The organism is Mesorhizobium sp. M0244 (assembly GCF_040321795.1).
Classification (GTDB): Bacteria; Pseudomonadota; Alphaproteobacteria; order Rhizobiales; family Rhizobiaceae; genus Mesorhizobium.
Genome location: NZ_JAMYSE010000042.1, coordinates 1 through 14,196, shown reverse-complemented (window position 1 = coordinate 14,196; position 14,196 = coordinate 1). Strand labels below are relative to the sequence as shown.

Below are 14,196 nucleotides of genomic sequence, written 5' to 3'. Positions count from 1 at the left end.
AAGTGTTAACAGGTTCGGGAAAGCAACAGGCCGGCAGCAGCGGCGACGGTTGAAAGCTCGCAAAATGGTTATTGCGATCTTTCGCGGCACCTCTGCATTTGAACATCGTTGCCGCTGCCGTGCCATTGCCGCGCCACCGAAGCGGTCGCTTTTGCGATGGATTTTTCGTCCGCGCGGCGCGACAGTCCTCATCGATCTCAACAGGGCCTGGTCATGACCACAGCATTCCTCTCCCACATCGACAGCGAGCTTGAAGGGCTGAAATCGGCCGGTCTCTACAAATCCGAGCGGGTGATCACCTCGACGCAGTCGGCCGAGATCGAGGTGAGCGGCGAGAAGGTGCTGAATTTCTGCGCCAACAACTATCTCGGCCTCGCCGACAGTGCCGAATTGCGCGACGCGGCCAAGCAGGCGCTCGACCGCTACGGCTACGGCATGGCGTCGGTGCGTTTTATCTGCGGCACACAGGAAGAACACAAGCAGCTCGAGGCGACGATTTCTGGCTTCCTCGGCATGGAGGACACGATCCTCTACGGCTCCTGCTTCGACGCCAATGGCGGCCTGTTCGAGACGCTGCTCGGCGAGGAGGATGCGGTCATCTCCGATGCGCTGAACCACGCTTCGATCATCGACGGCGTGCGGCTGTCGAAGGCAAAGCGCTTCCGCTACGCCAACAACGACATGGCCGATCTGGAAGCGCGGCTGAAGGAGGCAATGGATTGCCGTTTTCGGCTGATCGCTACCGATGGTGTATTTTCCATGGACGGCATCATTGCCAATCTGAAGGGCGTCTGCGATCTCGCCGAGAAGTACGACGCAATGGTGATGGTCGACGACAGCCATGCGGTCGGCTTCGTCGGCAAGAACGGCCGCGGCTCGGCCGAACATTGCGGCGTCGAGGGCAGGGTGGACATCATCACCGGCACGCTCGGCAAGGCATTGGGCGGCGCGTCGGGCGGCTACACGTCGGGCAGGAAGCCGGTGGTCGACTGGCTACGCCAGCGCTCGCGCCCCTATCTGTTTTCCAACACGCTGATGCCGGCGATCGCCGGCGCCTCGATCCGGGTTTTCGAGCTGATCCGCAATGGCGATGCGTTGCGTCAGCGCCTATATGCCAATGCAGCGCGGTTTCGCTCCGAGATGGGCAGGCTCGGCTTTACGCTGGCCGGCGCCGACCATCCGATCATCCCGGTGATGCTGGGCGACGCGACGCTTGCGCAGGAGATGGCGGCGCGCATGCTGAAGCGCGGCATCTATGTCATCGGCTTCTCCTTCCCGGTGGTGCCGAAGGGCCAGGCGCGCATCCGCGCGCAGATGTCGGCCGCCCATTCCAGCGCCGACATCGATCGTGCGGTTGAGGCGTTCGCCGCAGTCGGTCGCGAACTCGGCGTGATTTCCTGAACGGCCGGAATCGAAAAGCCATCCCCGATCAAGACTTTCAAGGGACTACAGAATGTCGAACATGATGAAGGCCCTCGTCAAAGCCCGCGCCGAGCCGGGCATCTGGATGGAAGAGGTGCCGGTGCCGGAGATCGGCCCCAACGACGTGCTGATCAAGATCAGGAAGACCGCGATCTGCGGCACAGATGTTCACATCTATAATTGGGACCAGTGGGCGCAAAAGACCGTGCCGGTGCCGATGGTGACCGGCCACGAATTCGTCGGCACCGTCGCCGATTTCGGCGCGGCGGTGACCGAGTACAAGGTCGGCCAGCGCGTATCCGGCGAGGGCCATATCGTTTGCGGCCATTGCCGCAACTGCCGGGCGGGCAGGGGGCACCTTTGCCGCAACACGCTTGGCGTCGGTGTCAACCGGCCGGGCGCCTTCGGTGAATATCTGGCGATCCCGCAGCACAATGTCGTGCCGATCCCCGACGACGTGCCGGACGAGATCGCGGCGATCTTCGATCCCTTAGGCAATGCCGTTCACACCGCACTGTCCTTCGACCTCGTCGGCGAAGACGTGCTGGTCACTGGCGCCGGGCCGATCGGCATCATGGGCGCACTGGTGGCGCAATGCGTCGGTGCGCGAAAAGTGGTCATCACCGACATCAACCCGGTACGCCTGGCACTGGCGAAAAAGCTCGGCGTTCAGCATGTCGTCGACGCATCGAAGGAAAAGCTGCGCGACGTGATGCCGGCGCTCGGCATGACCGAGGGCTTTGACGTCGGCCTTGAAATGTCGGGCGCAGCGCCCGCCTTTCGCGACATGATCGACAGCATGAACAATGGCGGCAAGATCGCCATTCTCGGCATCGCGCCGACCGGCTTCGAGATCGACTGGAACAAGGTCATCTTCAAGATGCTGCATCTGAAGGGTATCTACGGCCGCGAAATGTTCGAGACCTGGTACAAGATGATTGCGCTGGTGCAGGGTCCTCTCGATGTCAGTGGCCTGATCACCCACCGCATCGGCATCGACGACTATATTTCCGGCTTCGAGGCAATGAAGAGCGGCAATTCGGGCAAGGTGGTGATGGATTGGTGAGCGCCAAGCTTGCTGCCTTTATGTGAGTCACGCGAGTCCCAAAATGGCGGAAAACGAGCACGGACGTATCATTGCTTCGGAGGCAAAAACTGCATTGCAGCCGGCCGGATTTCGGCGAAGGGGACGGTCACGTGTCTGGATCGCTGATCGTGGCTTCTGGCTGAGTGTGGTCGAATTTCAGCCCAGCTCTTGGTCCAAAGGCACTTACCTGAACGTGGCGGTTCACTGGCTTTGGAGTTTGCCGCCATACACATTGACATTCGATCGGGTTGAGCGCGTTGGCTCCTTTGTTGAGTTCGAGAGCCCAGAGCAGTTTTCCCCTTGGTAGGTCAAATGGCCAGGGAGGCAGTCGAAATCGATCAGGCTCACCGATCGATGTTCCCTTCCGTCCATGCGGCGGCGACGATCCTCGTGAATGAATTGCAGCCGGGTGCGTACGGCGAATGGCCCGCTCTCAATGCCGGGGTGGCGGCCGGCTTGGCAGGTGATTTTGAAACAGCGAGGCGGCTGTTTGAAAGCGCTCGAAGACACGCGGCTTCGCAGGCGCAGGTGATCCTGACTTACATTGATGATCCGGTAGCATTTCGAAGCTATGTCAGAGGCATCATTGAAGCCGAGCGCGCCTATTACGGTTTAGGAGCGTCGCCTGCCGCCGTAGCCTCCTGATTTCTGCGACGGTCGAAGCTGAGGGAGGATTTTCAACCCAAGGTGAGTTTTGCCTCCAGCGCCGCTACCCCACCGACAATCGCCGCCCGCTCTTCCGCACCAAGTCTCGCCAGCAATTCCCTTTCAAACGCCTTAGCCAACGGCACCATTTCGCAATAGGCGGCAAGGCCTGCCTTGGTCAACACCAGATGCTCGACCCGCCGATCCTTTTCATCGGGCGTGCGGGTCAGCCAGCGCCGGCGCTCGAGTTCGGAGACGGCGCGCGAGACCTTGGTCTTGTGCATGGCCGATTGCTCGCCAAGTGCCGTGGCCGTCATCGTGCCGTGCTGGCCGAGCCCGGCCAACGTGCGCCATTCGGGCCGGGTCAGGCCGTGACGGTCCTTGTAGACCCTCGAGAATTCGCGGCTGACGGCATCGGAGAGACGGTAGAGCCGGTAGGGCAGGAACGATTCCAGCTCCAGGATTTCCGGTTCCCTGGTTGGCCCAGACGGAGCAGGCTGGCGGGTCATGCCGAAATCACCGTTTGATGGTTACATTTTCGATGGTTACAAATGAAACCAGTTTGGTCAATCCGAGGCACCTTTCGAAGTGCAAAGGGATGCTCCGGAACTTAATTCGGGAGGATGCGATGGCTTTTTCCTACATGCCGGGTTTCGGCAATGACTTCGAGACCGAGACTTTGCCGGGCTCGCTGCCGCAAGGGCGAAACTCGCCGCAGCGGCCAGCCTACGGCCTCTATGCCGAGCAGCTTTCGGGCTCTCCTTTCACAGCGCCGCGAGGCACCAATGAACGCTCCTGGCTCTATCGCATCAGGCCGAGCGTCAGGCACACCGGCCGCTTCAAGCCGGTGAATTGTCCGCTGTGGAAGAGCGCGCCTAATCTCGGCGATCACGAACTGGCGCTCGGCCAGTATCGCTGGAGCCCGGTGCCGATGCCGAAGGAGCCAACCGACTTCATCGCCGGCATGCGCTCCATCACCACCGCCGGCGACGTGCTTGGCCAGACCGGCATGGCGGCACATGTCTATGTCGCCAACCGCTCGATGGTCGACGATCATTTCTTCAACGCCGACGGCGAGTTGCTGGTCGTGCCGCAGGTTGGAGCCTTGCGCTTCGTCACCGAGATGGGCGTCATCGAATTGCGGCCGGGCGAGATCGCCGTGCTGCCGCGCGGCTTGGTGTTCAAGGTCGAACTGGTGGACGCCGAAGTGCGCGGCTATGTCTGCGAGAATTACGGCGCCAAGCTGACGCTGCCGGATCGCGGCCCGATCGGCGCCAATTGCCTGGCCAATCCGCGCGATTTCAAGACGCCCTGTGCGTGGTTCGAGGACAAGGAGACGCCCTGCCGGCTGATCGCGAAATGGTGTGGCCAGTTCCATGTCACCGAGATTGATCATTCACCGCTGGATGTGGTGGCGTGGCACGGCAATTATTCGCCCTACAAATATGATCTTGCGACCTTTTCGCCGGTCGGAGCGATCCTGTTCGATCATCCCGACCCATCGATCTTCACCGTGCTGACCGCGCCAAGCGGCGAGGAAGGCACGGCCAATATCGACTTCGTCATCTTCCCGCCGCGCTGGCTGGTTGCCGAAGATACGTTCCGCCCGCCCTGGTATCACCGCAACATCATGAGCGAGTTCATGGGCCTGATCCATGGCCAGTACGACGCCAAGGAGGAGGGCTTTGTGCCCGGCGGCATCAGCCTGCACAACATGATGCTGGCCCACGGGCCCGATGCGCCTGGCTTCGAAAAGGCCTCGCGCGCGGAGCTGAAACCGGTCAAGCTCGACAACACCATGGCCTTCATGTTCGAGACACGCTTTCCGCAGATGGTGACACGCTATGGCGCCGAGCTCGAAACCCGGCAGGACGATTACATCGACTGCTGGGCCGATCTGAAGAAACGCTTCAACGGCACGCCCGAGGGCGACTGGTCTTGAGCGCCGTCGCATGACGGATCGTCTGGTGCTTCTCGGCTCGAAGGGAGGTCCGGCGCTGCGGCCGGGAGGGCCGTGGCCGAATTCGTCGCTGCTGGAATTCGGCGGCCGCAACATCGTCGTCGATTGCGGACTTGGCGTGACGCGCGGGCTGACGGACGCCGGCATCAGCCTGAAAGCGCTCGACCTGATCTTCATCACGCATTTGCATTCCGATCATGTGCTGGAACTCGGACCGTTGATCCACACCGCATGGACGACCGGTCTGGGGACAAAGGTCACCGTGTTCGGCCCGCCCGGCATCGGCTACTATTGGCAGCGCTTTTGTCAGGCGATGGAATTCGACATCGAGATCCGCATCGCCGACGAAGGCCGGCCGGATATCCGCGACCTGGTCTCGATCGTCGAGTTTGGCGGAGGCCGAGTGACCGAAGAGCGCGGCCTCAAGGTTTCGGCCTTGCGCGTCGACCACCCGCCGGTGACAGATTGCTTTGCGCTGCGCTTCGATCATGCGGGGCAAAGCATCGTCTTCTCGTCTGATACGGCGTTCTTTCCGCCATTGGCGGATTTCGCCGAAGGCGCCGACATACTGGTCCACGAGGCCATGTTGGAAGAGGGCATCGAGCGGCTGGTTGCGAAGACCGGCAATGGTGCAAGGCTGAGAGAACACCTGCTTGCCAGCCATAGTTTTGCTGGGGAGGCGGGGCGCATCGCCAGTGATGCAGGCGTCAAAAGACTGGTCCTCAACCACCTCATTCCGGCCGACGATCCCGAGATCGGCGAGGCCGACTGGATTGCCGCCGTCAGGAAAACATGGGTCGGCGACTTGACGATCGCCCGCGACGGCCTTGTTGTGGGATTAAGCAGCGCCAAAGCTGCACCAGGAGAGGAAACCGCATGAAGCTTGCCACATTGAAGGACGGGACGCGCGACGGAAAGCTCGTCGTTGTCTCGCGCGACCTGACGCGGTTTACCGATGCTTCGTTCCTAGTGCGGACGCTGCAGGCCGCGCTCGACGACTGGCGTCGAATCGCGCTGCATCTCGCTGCCATGGCCGAATCGCTGGAGAACAATGCGGTGCCGTCGGCCCGTTTTCACGAGCATGACGCCCATTCACCGCTGCCGCGCGCCTACCAATGGGCCGATGGCTCGGCCTATGTGAACCATGTCGAGCTGGTGCGGAAAGCGCGCGGCGCCGAGATGCCGGCAAGGTTCTGGACCGATCCGCTGATCTACCAAGGCGGCTCGGACGCCTTCCTCGCGCCGCGCGACCCGATCCCGATGGCCGATGAGGCATCTGGCATTGACATGGAAGGAGAGGTCGCGGTCATAGTCGACGATGTGCCGATGGGCGCAAGCCTCGATGAGGCGCGTGCGGCGATCCGGCTGGTCATGCTGGTCAACGACGTGACGCTGCGCGGCTTGACCGGACCTGAGCTTGCCAAGGGGTTCGGCTTCTTCCAGTCGAAACCGTCATCGGCCTTTTCGCCGGTAGCAGTGACGCCGGACGAACTAGGCGACGCGTGGGACGGTGGCAAGGTCAGCCTGCCGCTCCTGGTCGACCTCAACGGCAAGCCGTTTGGCCGCGCGAACGCCGGCATCGACATGACCTTCGATTTTCCGGCGCTGATTGCCCACGCCGCCAAGACGCGGCCGCTGGCCGCCGGCACCATCGTCGGTTCGGGCACCATCTCCAACAAGCTCGACGGCGGGCCGGGCAAGCCTGTCTCGGCGGGCGGCGCCGGCTATTCCTGCATCGCCGAGTTGCGTATGATCGAAACCATCGAAGCCGGCGAACCGAAAACTCCGTTCCTGCGCTTTGGTGATACCGTGCGTATCGAGATGAAGGACAGGGGCGGGCATTCGATCTTCGGCGCCATCGAGCAGAAGGTCGAGAAATACGCGGGCTAAATGGAGGCGATGAGGAAATGACAGGCCAGACATTCTATCTGCTGTGCGGTGTCTGGGCTCTTGCCATGCTGGCGGTCTTCATTCAGGCAATCAGGCTGAGCTACCGCATCGAGGCCCGCTCGCCCGACGTGACCAACCGCAGCGGCCTGCCACGCAAGGCAATGATGTTCCATGCCGTCACCAACACGAATGTCGCACGGGACCAGGAAACGCAAGGCATGCGGCGGCGCATGATCCGGCTTCTGCTGATCGTCATCGCCGGATTCGTGCTCATGTGGGCGGGCGGGCTTGTATTTGATCCGGTCAGCGGCGTGAAGTCATGGACCTGCTGAACCATTTCCGCCGCATGGCAGCCAACAATCTCTGGTCGAACGACCGGCTCTACCGCGCCGTGCTGCAGCTTGAGCCCGGTGAATTCGAGGCTGAAAGAACCGGCTTCTTTCCGTCGATCAAGGCAACGCTCAATCACATCCTGGCGGTCGATCATCTCTATCTCGATTTTCTCGAAGAGGGTGGCGTCGGCGCCGCCGCCTATGATGAGTTCATGCTCTTCGACGAAGCGGACGCGCTCTTTGGCAAGCGGGTGGCGACCGACCGGCGTCTGATCGCCTTTTGCGCCGGGCTGTCGGCAGACGATCTCGATCGCCGCGTCGCCACCGACCGGCGCGAGGATGGAAAAATACCGGAGCGCATTGGCGACCTGCTCGCCCATCTCTTCATCCACGACATCCATCATCGCGGGCAGGTGCACGCCATGCTGTCCGGCACGTCGGTGAAGCCGCCGCAACTCGACGAATTCTTCCTCGATTATGATCTGAAACTCAGGAAAGCGGAGGTGGAAAGGCTATGTTTGGGCAGTCAGGCTAACGCGACATCGTAGCAACGGACAGCTACCCAAAACCGTCACTTGGCACATCCGTCCCATTCGCGACTCAGTTCGTCAAAATCGTCTGCGATCCGGATTTTGCCCTTCAAAGCAGCGATGCGAGGCAAGCGGTCGGGCTTCGCGGGCGCTACGAGGCGAGCCGCGACTTTGCCGTGACGGGTAATCACGATCTCTTCGCCGGCTTCCGCGCGGCTGACGAGTTCCGACAGTCTTGCCTTGGCCTCTGCGATCGGAATGCTCATGGCCAGAGTCTCAGCTATTACTGACCGAATCGCAAGAAGTCCGGTGCGGCCTACTCCGCCGCCTGCACCTTCAGCACGCCGCGCTTGATCTGGTCCTGCTCGATCGATTCGAACAAGGCGCGGAAATTGCCCTCGCCAAAACCTTCGTCGCCCTTCCTCTGGATGAATTCGAAGAAGATCGGCCCGATCACGGTTTTCGAAAAAATCTGCAGCAGGATCTTGGTCGTGCCGCCGTCGACCACGCCCTCGCCGTCGATCAGGATGCCGTGCTTTTTCATGCGCTCGATCGGCTCTTCGTGCCCATTCACGCGGGCGAAGGACATGTCGTAATAGGTCTCGGGCGGGCCCGGCATGAACTTCAGCCCGTTGGCGGCCAGCCTGTCGGTGGCGCCGTAGATGTCGTCGGTGCCGACGGCGATGTGCTGGATGCCCTCGCCATTGTACTTCTTCAGATATTCGGCGATCTGGCTGGTCTCGTCCTTGGACTCGTTGAGCGGGATGCGGATCTTGCCGCAAGGCGAGGTGATGGCGCGGCTGACCAGCCCGGTAATCTTGCCGTCGATGTCGAAGAAATGGATCTGCTTGAAGCCGAACAGGTCGCGGTAGAAATCCCACCATTTGTCCATCTGGCCGCGATAGACATTGTGGGTCAGGTGGTCGAGATAATAGAACCCGACGCCTTCCGGCCTGGGGTCGCGCTTGCTGAGCCAGTCAAACTCGGCGTCATAAGCCGAGCCCTTCTCGCCGTAAGTTTCGATGAAATAGAGCAGCGAACCGCCGATACCGACGATCGCCGGCACATCGAGTGTCTTGTCGGCGCCTTCATAAGGCGTCGCGCCCTTGGCAACGGCATGGTCGAACGCGTGCCTGGCATCGACCACCCGCCATGCCATCGAGGCCGCGCAAGGGCCGTGCTTGTCGACGAATTTCATTGCATGCGAACCGGGTTCGGCATTGACGACATAGTTGATGTCGCCCTGCCGCCAGACGGTGATGTTCTTGCTGCGGTGCTTGGCCACCCGCACATAGCCCATGCGGGTGAAAAGCTCGGCGAGCTTTTCCGGCTCGGCATGCGCGAACTCGACGAACTCGAAGCCGTCGGTACCGGCGGGATTGGCTTTGCTGATCTTGGCGGGCGGTGCGTCGTGCGGGAAGGGACCCATGGCATTGCTCCGAAATCTGGCATTGGCTGCGTCGGCCATATCTGAGCCCAATTATAGCGCGGAGCGAGCGCACATTGCTTGCATTCAAACACTTGAAATGATCTGATCATGCGCAAGTTGTGCATAGTGGAGCGGAAATTTATGGATGACGCGCGCATTGATCAGTTTGACCGCAAGATAATGGCTCTGCTGCAAGGTGATGCGCGGCTGACCAACAACGATCTGTCGGAACGGGTGAACCTGTCCGCGTCGCAGTGCTCGCGTCGTCGCCAGCGGCTGGAGGAGGACGGCTATATCAAGGGTTACCGGGCGGTGCTCGACCGCGACAAGCTCGGTTTTTCCCTCGTCAACGTCATCTCGGTGACGCTCGCCACCCACAACCGCGACAATGCGCGGCGTTTCGGCGAGTTGGTAGCGCGACTGCCGCAGGTGCAGGAAGCGCACGCGCTGACCGGCGAGATGGACTACATATTGAAAGTGGTGACGCCCGATCTCAAATCATTGTCGGAGTTCGTCAACGGCGTGCTCCTGCCGCACGAATCGGTGCAGCACGTAAAGACCGCGATCGTGCTGGAGACGCTGAAGGAAACCGGCGCGCTGCCGATTTGAGTTCAAGCCATGACCACCTTTCAGATCGCTGGTTTCATCATTTTTATAGGCGGGATGGTTCCTTACGCCATTGGTAGCTTAATCCACATCGCGCATAATCCGGAGGCCTTGGACCTGAGCTTTCGGGTTAATCCTTGGCCTTCGTGGCCCTATGGCTGGGTCGAACTCACTCATCCGAAGTCGCGCTGGTGGTGTGGCATCGGCTTTCCAACGTGTCTCGCGGGCTTCATCCTGCTGTTGGTCAGCACGATCCCGCTCGGTGATCTCGCCCTATACACCGCTTTGTTTGGAGCCTTCTTCGGCCTGCATGAACTCATAGCAAGGCGACGTCGCTAGCCAGCCGGCTGACGGATTCCAAGACCGGACTTACGTCACCCCTTTTGCTGCTGGATCAGTCCATACAGATTTGTGCAGCGGGCGCCGGAACGGCAATAGGCGAAGACCGGGCCTTCGAGTTCGTCGAGCGCTTCGGCCTGGTCCTCGACATTCTCTGCGGTGATCTGGCCGCTGATGACCGGGATGTAGCGGAAAGCAAGCCCAGCGCCCTCGACCGCCGCCTTGACGGTGTCGGCCGATGGCTGGCCCGGCTGCTCGTCGTCCGGCCGGTTGCAGATCACGCTCTTGAAGCCTGCCGCCTTGATGGTGGCGACATCCTCGGGCTGGATCTGGCCGGAGACCGAATAGTCCTCGCTGATCTGACGATATTCCATAGCTGTGTCCTCGCAATCTGGCTAGCGGCAGTCTTGCCACTCCCGGACCCGGTCGGCAACCGCCATTAGATAGAAATCCGGCCGGGCTATTTCAGCCCGACCGGATGGAGTGACTGGACCGCTCAGCTTCCGAGGATCGCGCCTTTGATCTGGGCGATGTTGTTGTGCATCAGGTCGATATAGGTCGAGGCCGGGCCGTCGGGCCGCGACAGCGCATCGGAATAGAGCGTGCCGCCTACCTTGATGCCGGTCTCGCTGGCGATCTGCTCGATCAGCCGTGGATTGGTGATGTTCTCGACGAAGATCGCAGCCGCCTTGTCCTGCTTTACTTGTCTGACCAGCTTGGCGACGTCGGCGGCCGAGGGCTCCGACTCAGTCGACACTCCTTCCGGGGCCAGGAAGGTCAAGCCGTAGGCCTGCTCGAAATAGCCGAAGGCATCATGCGAGGTGATGACGACGCGCTTCTCTTGCGGAATCGACTGGATTGCGGCCTGCACTTCGCCCTCGAGCGCATCGAGCTTTTGCGTATAGGCGGCTGCATTGGCCTTGTAGCTGTCGCAACCCGCAGCGTCGGCCGTGCAAAAGGCATCGGCGATGTTCTTCACATAGATTTTCGCATTGGCGATCGACTGGAAGGCGTGCGGATCGGTGACCGTCTTGCCGCCACCGGCATCCGCGCCTTCGGCGGCGTCGGCCTCGGCGAATTCGGGTTTGAAATTGATCGGCGTGACCCCCTTGGTCAGCACGGCGACAGTCGCCTTGGTGGCGCTGGCGTCGACCAGGCGCTGCAGAAAACCTTCGAAATGCAGGCCGTTGACCAGCACGATGTCGGCCTTGGCCATCGCCACCGCATCGGCTGGGCTCGGCTCGTAGACATGGGCGTCGCCGTCCGGCCCGACGATGGTGGTCAAATCGATCCGGTCGCCGCCGACGTTTTTGGCGAAATCGGCGATGATCGTGAAGCTGGCGACCACTTTCAACGGCTCTGCGAAGGCCGACGATGCGCTAAAGGCGGTTAATGTTATAACGCTCACGGCCAAAGCGGCGCGGATCGATTTCAGCATGGACAGGTCTCCTTTGTTGGGATCAGGCGGTTCTGTGGCGGTGATGGACGATGCGGGCGCGCAGGATGCCGCGCGTGCCGAACAGGATCGAGGCGAAATAGACGACGCCGGCGGACAGGATAATGGCCGGGCCGGAGGGCAGCGATGCATGGTAGGACAACAACAGCCCGGCTACGCATGAGGCAAAGCCGATCAGCACCGCCAGCACGCACATCGGTTCGACGCGCATGGTCCAGAAACGGGCCGCCGCCGCAGGCAGCATCATCAGCCCGACCGACAGCAATGTGCCGAGCGCCTGGAAGCCGCCGACGAGGTTGAGCACGACGAGGCCGAGAAAAATGAAATGCACCGGGCTGCCCAGCCGGCTGACCGAGCGCAGGAACAGCGGGTCGAGGCATTCGGCGACCAGCGCCCGCCAGAAGATGGCGAGACTGACCAGCGTCACCACGACGATGCCGCCGATCAGCGTCAGCGCCTCGTTGTTGAGCGCCAGCACGGTGCCGAACAGCACGTGCATGAGATCGACGCTGGAGCCGCGGATCGACACCATCAGCACGCCGATGGCCAGCGAAATCAGATAGAAGGCCGCCATCGAGGCGTCCTCGCGCTGGATCGTGAAGCGCGAGACGGCGCCGGCGCCGAGCGCCACGATGATGCCGGCGATCAGTCCGCCGACGGTCATCGGCAGGATCTCCAGGCCATAGAACAGGAAGCCGGCGGCGGCGCCCGGCAGGATGGCATGGGCCATGGCGTCGCCGGAAAGGCTCATGCGCCGCAGCATCAGGAACACGCCGACCGGGCAGGCGCCGAGCGACAGCATCAGTGAGCCGGCGAGCGCCCGCTGCATGAAGGCGTAGTCGGCGAAAGGGGCGACGAACAGACCGTAAAGCACGTCCATCATGCCGCCCTCGGCCCGGAGCCGTGATGATGGTCGTGGTCATGGGGATGTTCGTGGCCACTGTGCTCGTGCCCACTGTGCCCAAGATCGTGTTCGCCAGGCTCACACCACGGCGCGTTGTCTTCCCAGGCTTCGTGGAAGCGGCGCGCGCGCAACAAATTCTCTGGCCGCAACGTCTCCTTGGTCTCGCCCCAGGCGATCGGCTGGCGTGCCAGAAGCAGTGTTTCGGGGAAATTCTGCCGCACCAGGTCGAGATCGTGGACGACGACCATGATGGTGCGTTCCTCGCCATGCCAGCGCTTGATCAGCGCGATCAGGTCGCCGACCGTCTTCGAGTCGACGGCGTTGAACGGCTCATCGAGCAGGATGAGCTCGGCATCCTGCAACAGCACGCGGGCAAACAGCGTGCGCTGCAGCTGGCCGCCCGACAAGGTGTCGATCGGGCGCTTCTCGAAGCCGCCGAGGCCGACGGCCATCAGCGCCTTGCTGACCGAATCGCGATCTTCCCTGGTGTAGCGGCCGAGCAGCCCGCGCCGTGGCCACAGCCCAAGCGAAACCAGATCGACGACCCGGGCCGGAAAGGAACGGTCGAGCTCGGATTGCTGCGGCAGATAGGCGGCGCGCACGCCGGGCGCCCGGATCACCGCGCCGGCCATCGGCTTCAGAACGCCAACGATGCCCTTCATCAGGGTCGACTTGCCGGAGCCGTTGGCGCCGACTATCGCCGTCAGCGATCCCTTGCGGATCGTGCCGTCGAGGTGATGGATGGCCGGGTGGCTGTTATAGCCGAGCGTCAGGTCGCGGAAGGTCAGGCAGGTTTGGCTCATGTGACGACCCGTTGGAACGATGATCGGTGCGGCGGGGCAGCGGCCGATTCGATATGTGATGTTATTACATTAGTCAACAAGCCAATCGGGCGGAATTGCGACCGGGCCGTCGTCTTGTGTGCTTTGGCTTGGCTCAAGAAGTTCCGCTCGAGCGGCCTTGCCCCCGGCGAACCCGGACCCTAAACAGGCGCAGCCGACAAGAGAAGGCCGGACAAGAGAAGGAATATCCAATGAGCATTCGTCGCATCGATGTAGGCCCGCGCATGAGCCAGATCGTCATCCACGGCAACACCGTCTATCTGGCCGGTCAGGTCGGCGAGCCGGGCGGAAACGTCGGCGCCCAGACCAGGGACATCCTGGCGGCGATCGACGAATTGCTGGCCAAGGCCGGCACCGACAAGACCAAGATCCTGCAGGCGATCATCTGGCTGGCCGACATGAGCACCTTTGCCGAGATGAATGCGGAATGGGACAAATGGGTGCCGCAGGGCCACACGCCGGCTCGCGCCACCGGCGAGGCCAAGCTTGCCGGACCGGAATATCTGGTCGAGATCATCGTCACCGCGGCAATTTGAGAGGCGGCTCCTAACCCTCCCCCTCGAGGGGAGGGTCGGCGAGTAGTCGGAGCGAAGCGGAGACTGCGAGACGGGGTGGGGTCGGCGAGGGTGCACCGCGGCCCCCCCCCCCCCCCCAAAACCCCCCCCGCCGGACATTTTGCACCCCCCCCCCCCCCCGCCGGCGGGGTGCAGCCCCCAGCGCCGGGTCCCACCCACCCCCCTGGGGGGGGGGGGGG

19 protein-coding genes are annotated in these 14,196 nt (G+C 62.1%); 12 read left to right on the top strand and 7 right to left on the bottom strand.

The window, feature by feature from the left end; all coding sequences use genetic code 11:
• Nucleotides 1-213 precede the first annotated feature (213 nt).
• From NKJ08_RS22635 to NKJ08_RS22620, 4 genes are read left to right on the top strand one after another with little or no spacing between them, the layout of a single operon-like run.
• Complete coding sequence (locus tag NKJ08_RS22635) at nt 214-1,401, top strand: glycine C-acetyltransferase (RefSeq protein ID WP_352525416.1); 1,188 nt, start codon at nt 214-216, stop codon at nt 1,399-1,401.
• A gap of 52 nt (nt 1,402-1,453) precedes the next feature.
• Nucleotides 1,454-2,488: an L-threonine 3-dehydrogenase gene (gene tdh, locus NKJ08_RS22630; protein WP_352525415.1), complete on the top strand. Its 1,035-nt coding sequence runs from the start codon at nt 1,454-1,456 to the stop codon at nt 2,486-2,488.
• A 43-nt stretch (nt 2,489-2,531) separates the two neighbouring features.
• Nucleotides 2,532-2,816, top strand: coding sequence for a DUF4304 domain-containing protein (locus NKJ08_RS22625; RefSeq protein ID WP_352783392.1), 285 nt, complete (start codon nt 2,532-2,534; stop codon nt 2,814-2,816).
• 5 nt (nt 2,817-2,821) lie between these two features.
• Nucleotides 2,822-3,154, top strand: a complete 333-nt coding sequence (locus tag NKJ08_RS22620; protein ID WP_352783389.1) for a hypothetical protein — start codon at nt 2,822-2,824, stop codon at nt 3,152-3,154.
• 32 nt (nt 3,155-3,186) lie between these two features.
• On the opposite strand, the gene NKJ08_RS22615 is transcribed toward NKJ08_RS22620, so the two are convergent.
• Entirely contained in the window at nt 3,187-3,663 is a 477-nt protein-coding gene (locus tag NKJ08_RS22615) for a MarR family winged helix-turn-helix transcriptional regulator (protein ID WP_352525411.1), read from the bottom strand.
• A 119-nt stretch (nt 3,664-3,782) separates the two neighbouring features.
• Between NKJ08_RS22615 and hmgA the strand changes: the two genes are divergently transcribed.
• The 5 genes from hmgA to NKJ08_RS22590 are packed head-to-tail and all read left to right on the top strand — an operon-like array spanning nt 3,783 to nt 7,884.
• The gene (hmgA, locus tag NKJ08_RS22610) at nt 3,783-5,096 is read left to right on the top strand and encodes a homogentisate 1,2-dioxygenase (RefSeq protein ID WP_352525410.1); all 1,314 of its coding nucleotides are present in this window, start codon (nt 3,783-3,785) and stop codon (nt 5,094-5,096) included.
• Between the two features lie 10 nt (nt 5,097-5,106).
• The gene (locus tag NKJ08_RS22605; protein WP_352525409.1) at nt 5,107-5,994 is read left to right on the top strand and encodes an MBL fold metallo-hydrolase; all 888 of its coding nucleotides are present in this window, start codon (nt 5,107-5,109) and stop codon (nt 5,992-5,994) included.
• On the top strand, nt 5,991-7,004 hold the full coding sequence (locus NKJ08_RS22600) for a fumarylacetoacetate hydrolase family protein (RefSeq protein ID WP_352525407.1): 1,014 nt from the start codon (nt 5,991-5,993) through the stop codon (nt 7,002-7,004). Before NKJ08_RS22605 ends, NKJ08_RS22600 begins: the two co-directional genes overlap by 4 nt.
• Before the next feature lie 17 nt (nt 7,005-7,021).
• Nucleotides 7,022-7,336, top strand: coding sequence for a hypothetical protein (locus tag NKJ08_RS22595; RefSeq protein ID WP_352525405.1), 315 nt, complete (start codon nt 7,022-7,024; stop codon nt 7,334-7,336).
• Entirely contained in the window at nt 7,324-7,884 is a 561-nt protein-coding gene (locus tag NKJ08_RS22590) for a DinB family protein (RefSeq protein ID WP_352525404.1), read from the top strand. Before NKJ08_RS22595 ends, NKJ08_RS22590 begins: the two co-directional genes overlap by 13 nt.
• Before the next feature lie 23 nt (nt 7,885-7,907).
• Here the strand turns inward: NKJ08_RS22590 and NKJ08_RS22585 are convergent, their stop codons facing one another.
• Nucleotides 7,908-8,132: a type II toxin-antitoxin system Phd/YefM family antitoxin gene (locus NKJ08_RS22585; RefSeq protein ID WP_352783385.1), complete on the bottom strand. Its 225-nt coding sequence runs from the start codon at nt 8,130-8,132 to the stop codon at nt 7,908-7,910.
• A gap of 50 nt (nt 8,133-8,182) precedes the next feature.
• Complete coding sequence (gene hppD, locus NKJ08_RS22580; protein ID WP_352525402.1) at nt 8,183-9,295, bottom strand: 4-hydroxyphenylpyruvate dioxygenase; 1,113 nt, start codon at nt 9,293-9,295, stop codon at nt 8,183-8,185.
• A 141-nt stretch (nt 9,296-9,436) separates the two neighbouring features.
• Between hppD and NKJ08_RS22575 the strand changes: the two genes are divergently transcribed.
• Together NKJ08_RS22575 and NKJ08_RS22570 are read left to right on the top strand one after the other, a co-directional pair.
• A complete protein-coding gene (locus NKJ08_RS22575) occupies nt 9,437-9,904 on the top strand; it encodes an Lrp/AsnC family transcriptional regulator (RefSeq protein WP_352525401.1) in 468 nt (155 codons plus the stop codon).
• Nucleotides 9,905-9,913: 9 nt separating this feature from the next.
• Nucleotides 9,914-10,240, top strand: a complete 327-nt coding sequence (locus NKJ08_RS22570) for a hypothetical protein (protein WP_352525399.1) — start codon at nt 9,914-9,916, stop codon at nt 10,238-10,240.
• Nucleotides 10,241-10,275: 35 nt separating this feature from the next.
• Here the strand turns inward: NKJ08_RS22570 and NKJ08_RS22565 are convergent, their stop codons facing one another.
• The 4 genes from NKJ08_RS22565 to aztA all read right to left on the bottom strand — a co-directional run bounded on the left by NKJ08_RS22565 (nt 10,276) and on the right by aztA (nt 13,403).
• On the bottom strand, nt 10,276-10,614 hold the full coding sequence (locus NKJ08_RS22565; protein ID WP_352525398.1) for a protein tyrosine phosphatase family protein: 339 nt from the start codon (nt 10,612-10,614) through the stop codon (nt 10,276-10,278).
• 122 nt (nt 10,615-10,736) lie between these two features.
• Nucleotides 10,737-11,678, bottom strand: coding sequence for a zinc ABC transporter substrate-binding protein AztC (gene aztC / locus NKJ08_RS22560; protein WP_352525396.1), 942 nt, complete (start codon nt 11,676-11,678; stop codon nt 10,737-10,739).
• Between the two features lie 22 nt (nt 11,679-11,700).
• Nucleotides 11,701-12,576, bottom strand: coding sequence for a zinc ABC transporter permease AztB (aztB, locus tag NKJ08_RS22555; protein WP_352525475.1), 876 nt, complete (start codon nt 12,574-12,576; stop codon nt 11,701-11,703).
• A complete protein-coding gene (gene aztA, locus NKJ08_RS22550; protein ID WP_352525395.1) occupies nt 12,576-13,403 on the bottom strand; it encodes a zinc ABC transporter ATP-binding protein AztA in 828 nt (275 codons plus the stop codon). The genes aztB and aztA overlap by 1 nt, the downstream gene beginning before the upstream one ends.
• A 230-nt stretch (nt 13,404-13,633) precedes the next feature.
• Here aztA and NKJ08_RS22545 point away from each other — a divergent pair, with 230 nt between their 5' ends.
• Complete coding sequence (locus NKJ08_RS22545; RefSeq protein ID WP_095496140.1) at nt 13,634-13,978, top strand: RidA family protein; 345 nt, start codon at nt 13,634-13,636, stop codon at nt 13,976-13,978.
• Nucleotides 13,979-14,196: the final 218 nt, after the last annotated feature.

Coding starts and splice junctions, on each gene's coding strand:
- NKJ08_RS22575 (WP_352525401.1), top strand. CDS start 9,437: ATGGATGACGCGCGCATTGATCAGTTTGACCGCAAGATAATGGCTCTG.
- NKJ08_RS22590 (WP_352525404.1), top strand. CDS start 7,324: ATGGACCTGCTGAACCATTTCCGCCGCATGGCAGCCAACAATCTCTGG.
- NKJ08_RS22635 (WP_352525416.1), top strand. CDS start 214: ATGACCACAGCATTCCTCTCCCACATCGACAGCGAGCTTGAAGGGCTG.
- NKJ08_RS22565 (WP_352525398.1), bottom strand. CDS start 10,614: ATGGAATATCGTCAGATCAGCGAGGACTATTCGGTCTCCGGCCAGATC.
- NKJ08_RS22615 (WP_352525411.1), bottom strand. CDS start 3,663: ATGACCCGCCAGCCTGCTCCGTCTGGGCCAACCAGGGAACCGGAAATC.
- aztA (WP_352525395.1), bottom strand. CDS start 13,403: ATGAGCCAAACCTGCCTGACCTTCCGCGACCTGACGCTCGGCTATAAC.
- NKJ08_RS22595 (WP_352525405.1), top strand. CDS start 7,022: ATGACAGGCCAGACATTCTATCTGCTGTGCGGTGTCTGGGCTCTTGCC.
- NKJ08_RS22570 (WP_352525399.1), top strand. CDS start 9,914: ATGACCACCTTTCAGATCGCTGGTTTCATCATTTTTATAGGCGGGATG.
- NKJ08_RS22545 (WP_095496140.1), top strand. CDS start 13,634: ATGAGCATTCGTCGCATCGATGTAGGCCCGCGCATGAGCCAGATCGTC.
- NKJ08_RS22620 (WP_352783389.1), top strand. CDS start 2,822: ATGGCCAGGGAGGCAGTCGAAATCGATCAGGCTCACCGATCGATGTTC.
- aztB (WP_352525475.1), bottom strand. CDS start 12,576: ATGGACGTGCTTTACGGTCTGTTCGTCGCCCCTTTCGCCGACTACGCC.
- NKJ08_RS22625 (WP_352783392.1), top strand. CDS start 2,532: ATGGCGGAAAACGAGCACGGACGTATCATTGCTTCGGAGGCAAAAACT.
- NKJ08_RS22585 (WP_352783385.1), bottom strand. CDS start 8,132: ATGAGCATTCCGATCGCAGAGGCCAAGGCAAGACTGTCGGAACTCGTC.
- NKJ08_RS22605 (WP_352525409.1), top strand. CDS start 5,107: ATGACGGATCGTCTGGTGCTTCTCGGCTCGAAGGGAGGTCCGGCGCTG.
- hmgA (WP_352525410.1), top strand. CDS start 3,783: ATGGCTTTTTCCTACATGCCGGGTTTCGGCAATGACTTCGAGACCGAG.
- tdh (WP_352525415.1), top strand. CDS start 1,454: ATGTCGAACATGATGAAGGCCCTCGTCAAAGCCCGCGCCGAGCCGGGC.
- aztC (WP_352525396.1), bottom strand. CDS start 11,678: ATGCTGAAATCGATCCGCGCCGCTTTGGCCGTGAGCGTTATAACATTA.
- hppD (WP_352525402.1), bottom strand. CDS start 9,295: ATGGGTCCCTTCCCGCACGACGCACCGCCCGCCAAGATCAGCAAAGCC.
- NKJ08_RS22600 (WP_352525407.1), top strand. CDS start 5,991: ATGAAGCTTGCCACATTGAAGGACGGGACGCGCGACGGAAAGCTCGTC.